The organism is Pseudomonas sp. (assembly GCF_041601375.1).
GTDB lineage: Bacteria > Pseudomonadota > Gammaproteobacteria > Pseudomonadales > Pseudomonadaceae > Aquipseudomonas.
In genome coordinates this window covers 1-4,764 of record NZ_JBFIIG010000257.1, presented here as the reverse complement: position 1 = coordinate 4,764, position 4,764 = coordinate 1, and the positions used below count along the sequence as shown (strand labels likewise).

Annotated in this window: 3 protein-coding genes; all 3 read left to right on the top strand. The window is 64.7% G+C overall.

The window, feature by feature from the left end:
- Window positions 1–2,211 (top strand): putative bifunctional diguanylate cyclase/phosphodiesterase (locus tag ABZE94_RS20480; RefSeq protein WP_372877926.1); only part of this gene is annotated, 2,211 nt, incomplete at its 5' end.
- A gap of 266 nt (window positions 2,212–2,477) precedes the next feature.
- A complete protein-coding gene (locus tag ABZE94_RS20475) occupies window positions 2,478–3,101 on the top strand; it encodes a histidine phosphatase family protein (protein WP_372877924.1) in 624 nt (207 codons plus the stop codon).
- A 26-nt stretch (window positions 3,102–3,127) separates the two neighbouring features.
- Window positions 3,128–4,764: ATP-binding protein (locus ABZE94_RS20470; RefSeq protein WP_372877922.1), on the top strand; the 1,637-nt coding region annotated here is incomplete at its 3' end.

Below are 4,764 nucleotides of genomic sequence, written 5' to 3'. Positions count from 1 at the left end.
GGCCAGGACAGCCAAGCCATGCTGGCCGCCGCCGAAGAGGCCCTGTTCGGCGACGCCCCGAGCGTGCAGCAAACCTTCGAACTCGACTCCGCCCATCAGGGCCAGGAAGCCCTGGCCATGCTCACCAGCGCGCTGACGCAGGGCCGCCCCTATGCCATGGCGTTCATCGACATGCGCATGCCGCCCGGCTGGGACGGGGTCGAGACCGTCGAGCACCTCTGGCAAGCCGACCCCCAGCTGCAGGTTGCCCTCTGCACCGCCTACTCCGACTATTCCTGGGAGGACATGACCGAGCGCCTCGACCTGGCCGACCGCCTGCTGATACTGAAGAAGCCCTTCGACGCGATCGAGATCCGTCAGATGGCCAGCGCGCTGACCGTGAAGTGGCAGATGACCCAAGACGCGGCCATGAAGATGAGCGCCCTGGAGCAGGCGGTCGAGGAAAGAACCAAGGAGCTGTCCGACGCCAACATCATCGTGCGCAACAGCCCGACCATCCTCTACCGCCTGCGCGGCGAACCGGCGTTTCCCCTGATGTACATCTCGCACAACATCACCAAGTTCGGCCACGATGCCGCCCGCCTGGTGGCTTCGCCGAACTGGGCGCAGGAGCTGATCCACCCGGACGACCTGCAGGTGCTCGACGCGGCGATGGGGCGGGTACTGGAGAAGAGCGCCCAGGGCGCCTCGATCGAATTCCGCCTGCTGACCGGCGCCGACTCTTACCGCTGGGTCGAGAACCGCTACATCCCGGTGCGCAACAGCGAGGGCCGGCTGATCGAGATCGAAGGCATCATCCTCGACATCACCGAGCGCAAGCTGGCCGAGGAGAAAATCGCCCTGCTCGCCCGCACCGACGGGCTCACCGGCCTGGCCAACCGGGCGACCTTCATCGAGCGCCTGAGTCAGGCCTTCGCCGCGGCCGAGCGCGGCGCCCCCTCGTTCGCGATCTTCTACCTGGACCTCGACCACTTCAAGGAAGTCAACGATACCCTCGGCCACCCGGTCGGTGACCTGCTGCTGCAGGAAGTCTCCGCGCGCATCCGGGACTGTACGCGCGAGAGCGATGTGGTCGCCCGCCTCGGCGGCGACGAATTTGCGATCTTGCAATTGCACATGGGCGAGCCGGCGAACGCCGGTGCGCTGGCGAAAAACATCCAGACCACCCTGGCGCGTGCCTACTCGCTCAACGGCAACGAGGTGCGCATCTCGGCCAGCATCGGCATCTGCCCCTATGCGCCGGGCAGCGCGGGCGCAGATGCCATGCTGATCCAGGCCGACCTGGCGCTCTACCGCTCCAAGGAAGAGGGCCGTAACCAGTACCATTTTCACTCCGAGGATCTCGACCAGCAGGTGCTCGAGCGGGTAACCCTGGGCAATGACCTGAAAAGAGCGATCGAACAGGACGAGCTGGCGCTGTATTACCAACCGCAGGTCGAGCTGTCGTCCGGCAAGATTCTCGGCCTGGAGGCACTGGTGCGCTGGAACCACCCCACGCGCGGCCTGCTCGCCGCCGATGCGTTCATCCACATCGCGGAAAAAACCGGCAGCATAGTGGCGCTCGGACATTGGGTGCTGGAACAGGCCTGCCGGCAAATGCGCCAGTGGCGCGACGCGGGCATGGCCCCACCGCTGATCGCGATCAACCTCTCGCTGGCGCAGATCAAGAGCGGCCAGGAACTGATTCGCGATGTCACTGAAACCATCGCCAAGTGGGGGCTGGACCCCGCCGATCTGGAATTCGACGTGACCGAGGCCACGCTGGCCCAGACCAAATGGACCCGCAACGACGTGCTGCCGCAGCTGCGAGAACTCGGGGTGAAGATCGCCATCGACGATTTCGGTGCCGAATACTCCTCGTGCGACTACCTCAAGACCTACCGGGTCAACCACCTGAAGATCGCACAATCCTTCATCAACTCGGCCAGCGAGGATCCAGAGAGCGCAACGACCATCCGCGCCATCATCAACTTCGCCCGCGAGCTGGGCATTGGCATCATTGCCGGAGGCGTGGAAACCCAAGAGCAGCGTGCCTTGCTGATCTCGGCTGGCTCGACGAACCAGGCGCAAGGGTTCTACTTCAGCGAAGCGGTGGACAGCATCTGTGCCGGCAAACTCCTGCGCCAGGGCCACATCCAGGTGAGGGCACCGGGTGACGAGGCGGATCTTGCCCCCGCCCTGCCGCTCGAACCACCGCAGGGCCGCGCGTGAGGCGGACGCCCGATACCCTGCGGGGGCTGGAGCATGGGGAATTCCAGGAGGACAGGGTAAATGGGTCGAGTGGCCACAGGTTTGTTCAGGGAATCTATGAAGACATGCGCGGGGCAGCCGTTGCAGGCGGCTGACCGCACTGCCGACATCCCTGCCGGGCGCAGCCCGCTTCTACGCAAAGCAGCGACAGGTTTAACCACTAACGCAGACATGACCAAAAGGAAGCAGCCATGAATTGCCCTCGCGCTTCGTACACAGGTTTCACCTTGCCGGGACTGCTGCTGAGCCTGCTCTTGGCTGCCTTGTCACCGTTGCCGCTGGCCGCGGCGGATGACTCCTCGCTTGCCGACCTGGCGGCGATCCTCCCCGATCTGCGGGCCGGCGGCTATGTCATTTACTTCCGCCACGGCGCTACCGACCAGAAGGTTGCGGATGATCTCGAGCCAGACTTCACCCGCTGCGAAACCCAACGCAACCTGTCCGAACAGGGCCGGGCGCAGGCGACGGAAGCTGGTAAGGCCATTGCGGCATTGGGCATCCCGGTCGGTGCAGTGATCTCCAGCCCGTACTGCCGCACCAAGGAAACCGCGCAACTGGCATTCGGACGCTACCAGGTAAATCCCGACCTGTATTTCGCCCTCAACGTGGATGCTGCCGAGCGCGAGCGCCTGACCCTCGCGCTGCGCCGCATGCTGGCGACGCCGCCGGCCGCGGCGAGCAACACGGTGATCATCGCGCACACGGCCAACCTCAAAGAGTCCGCCGGTATCTGGCCAAAGCCGGAAGGCGTGGCCTATGTCTTCAAGCCCAAGGGTGACGATGCGTTCGTTGCGGTTGCCAAGGTCCTGCCGGATGACTGGAAGAAGCTGTCCGCTACCCTGGCGAAATGACCTCCACCGGCCTCGAGGGCGTCCGCATGCATTGGCTCAGTCAGCGAATCGAATCGCTGCCCCTGCATATTCGCTTCCTTATCGCGCCTGCGCTGAGTCTGGCGTGCGCCGTCCTGATAGTGCTGGCATTCGAGCTGGAGTCGGAGCGGCAGAATGCCTTGCTTCAGCATCTGGCGCGCGAGGACCTGCCGGTCCTGGAAAGCCTGGCCAGCGTCGCCACCACGCTCGCCCGCAACCATACGGAGCTGTTCGCCCTGCTGCACGACGCACGCGAGCGACTGGACGAGGAGCAGCTCTATGAGCGCGCCAAGGTGCAAATCGAGGTCATGCGCCACCTCTCCGAGCAGTTCGCCCGGACCCTCGATCAGCCGGCCTTCAGAGAGGACGAGCACCTTGCGGCCACCGCCTTGCACCAGTCATTGCTCGAAGGCACCCAGGCATATGTCGCGCAGGCCACCTCCGCCATCGAGCTGTCGACGGTCAACCTGGATCTGGCCTTGCGCGAGCTGGTTGCCGTCAACAGCAGCTTCATCCGCGTCAGCGAGCAGTTCCTCGAGTTCCAGACGCAGGCCCGCGACAACTTGGGCACCGGTTTTCGCCAGAGCGCGGACCAGAACCGCAAGCGAGTCCTATGGCTGAGTATCGCGGCCTTGCTGCTGGGCATTGCGGCGCTAGTGTTTACCCTGCGCCTGACCCGACAACTCACCCGCACCCTCGACGGCCATATTCTCGACCTGACGCAGCTGGGCCACGCTGCGGAGGGAGACCTAGCCCGTCCAGCCGGCAAGGGCGTGCTCGAGGCAATGGCCAATGCTATCGGCGCATTCCGCACCACCCTCGACAAGCTCGAGCGCAGCGAAGCCGCGCTGAGGCAGTCCCATGACGAGCTGGAGCTGCAGGTGCAGCTGCGCACCCGCGAACTGCGCGATACCCAGAGCGAACTGGTGGCCACGGCGCGCCAGGCCGGCATGGCCGAGATCGCCACCAACGTGTTGCATAACGTTGGCAACGTGCTCAATAGCGTGAACATCTCGGCCGACCTGGTCAGCCGCCGGGTACGCGACTCCAAGTCGCAAGGGCTGGCCAAGGCAGTCCGGCTGATCAACGAGCATTCCGCCGACCTGGGCGACTTCCTCAGCCACGACGCCAAGGGCAAGCTGCTGCCGGGTTACCTGAACCAGCTGGTCGAGGCGCTCGCCGCCGAGCAGCAGGGCATTGCCGAAGAACTCGAGCACCTGACCAGGAGCGTCGACCACATCAAGGAGATAGTCGCCACCCAGCAGTCCTATGCCGGCGCATCTAGCATGCTCGAAGCGGTGCGGGTCACCGACTTGCTGGAGGATGCCCTGCGCATGAATGCCGGAGCGCTGCAGCGCCATCGGGTCAGGGTGATCAAGGAATTCAGCGAAGTGCCGCCGCTGTTGTTGGACAAGCATCGGCTGCTGCTGATCCTGGTCAACCTGATCAGCAACGCCAAGCATGCACTGTCGGCCCAGGATAACCCTGCGCATGCGCTGACCCTGAGCGTGCGCCTGCTGGAGGCGGGCAACCTGCAAATCCGCGTGCAGGACGACGGCGAAGGCATCGCGGCGGAAAACCTCTCCCGGGTCTTTGCCCACGGTTTCACCACCCGCAAGGACGGCCACGGTTTCGGCCTGCACAG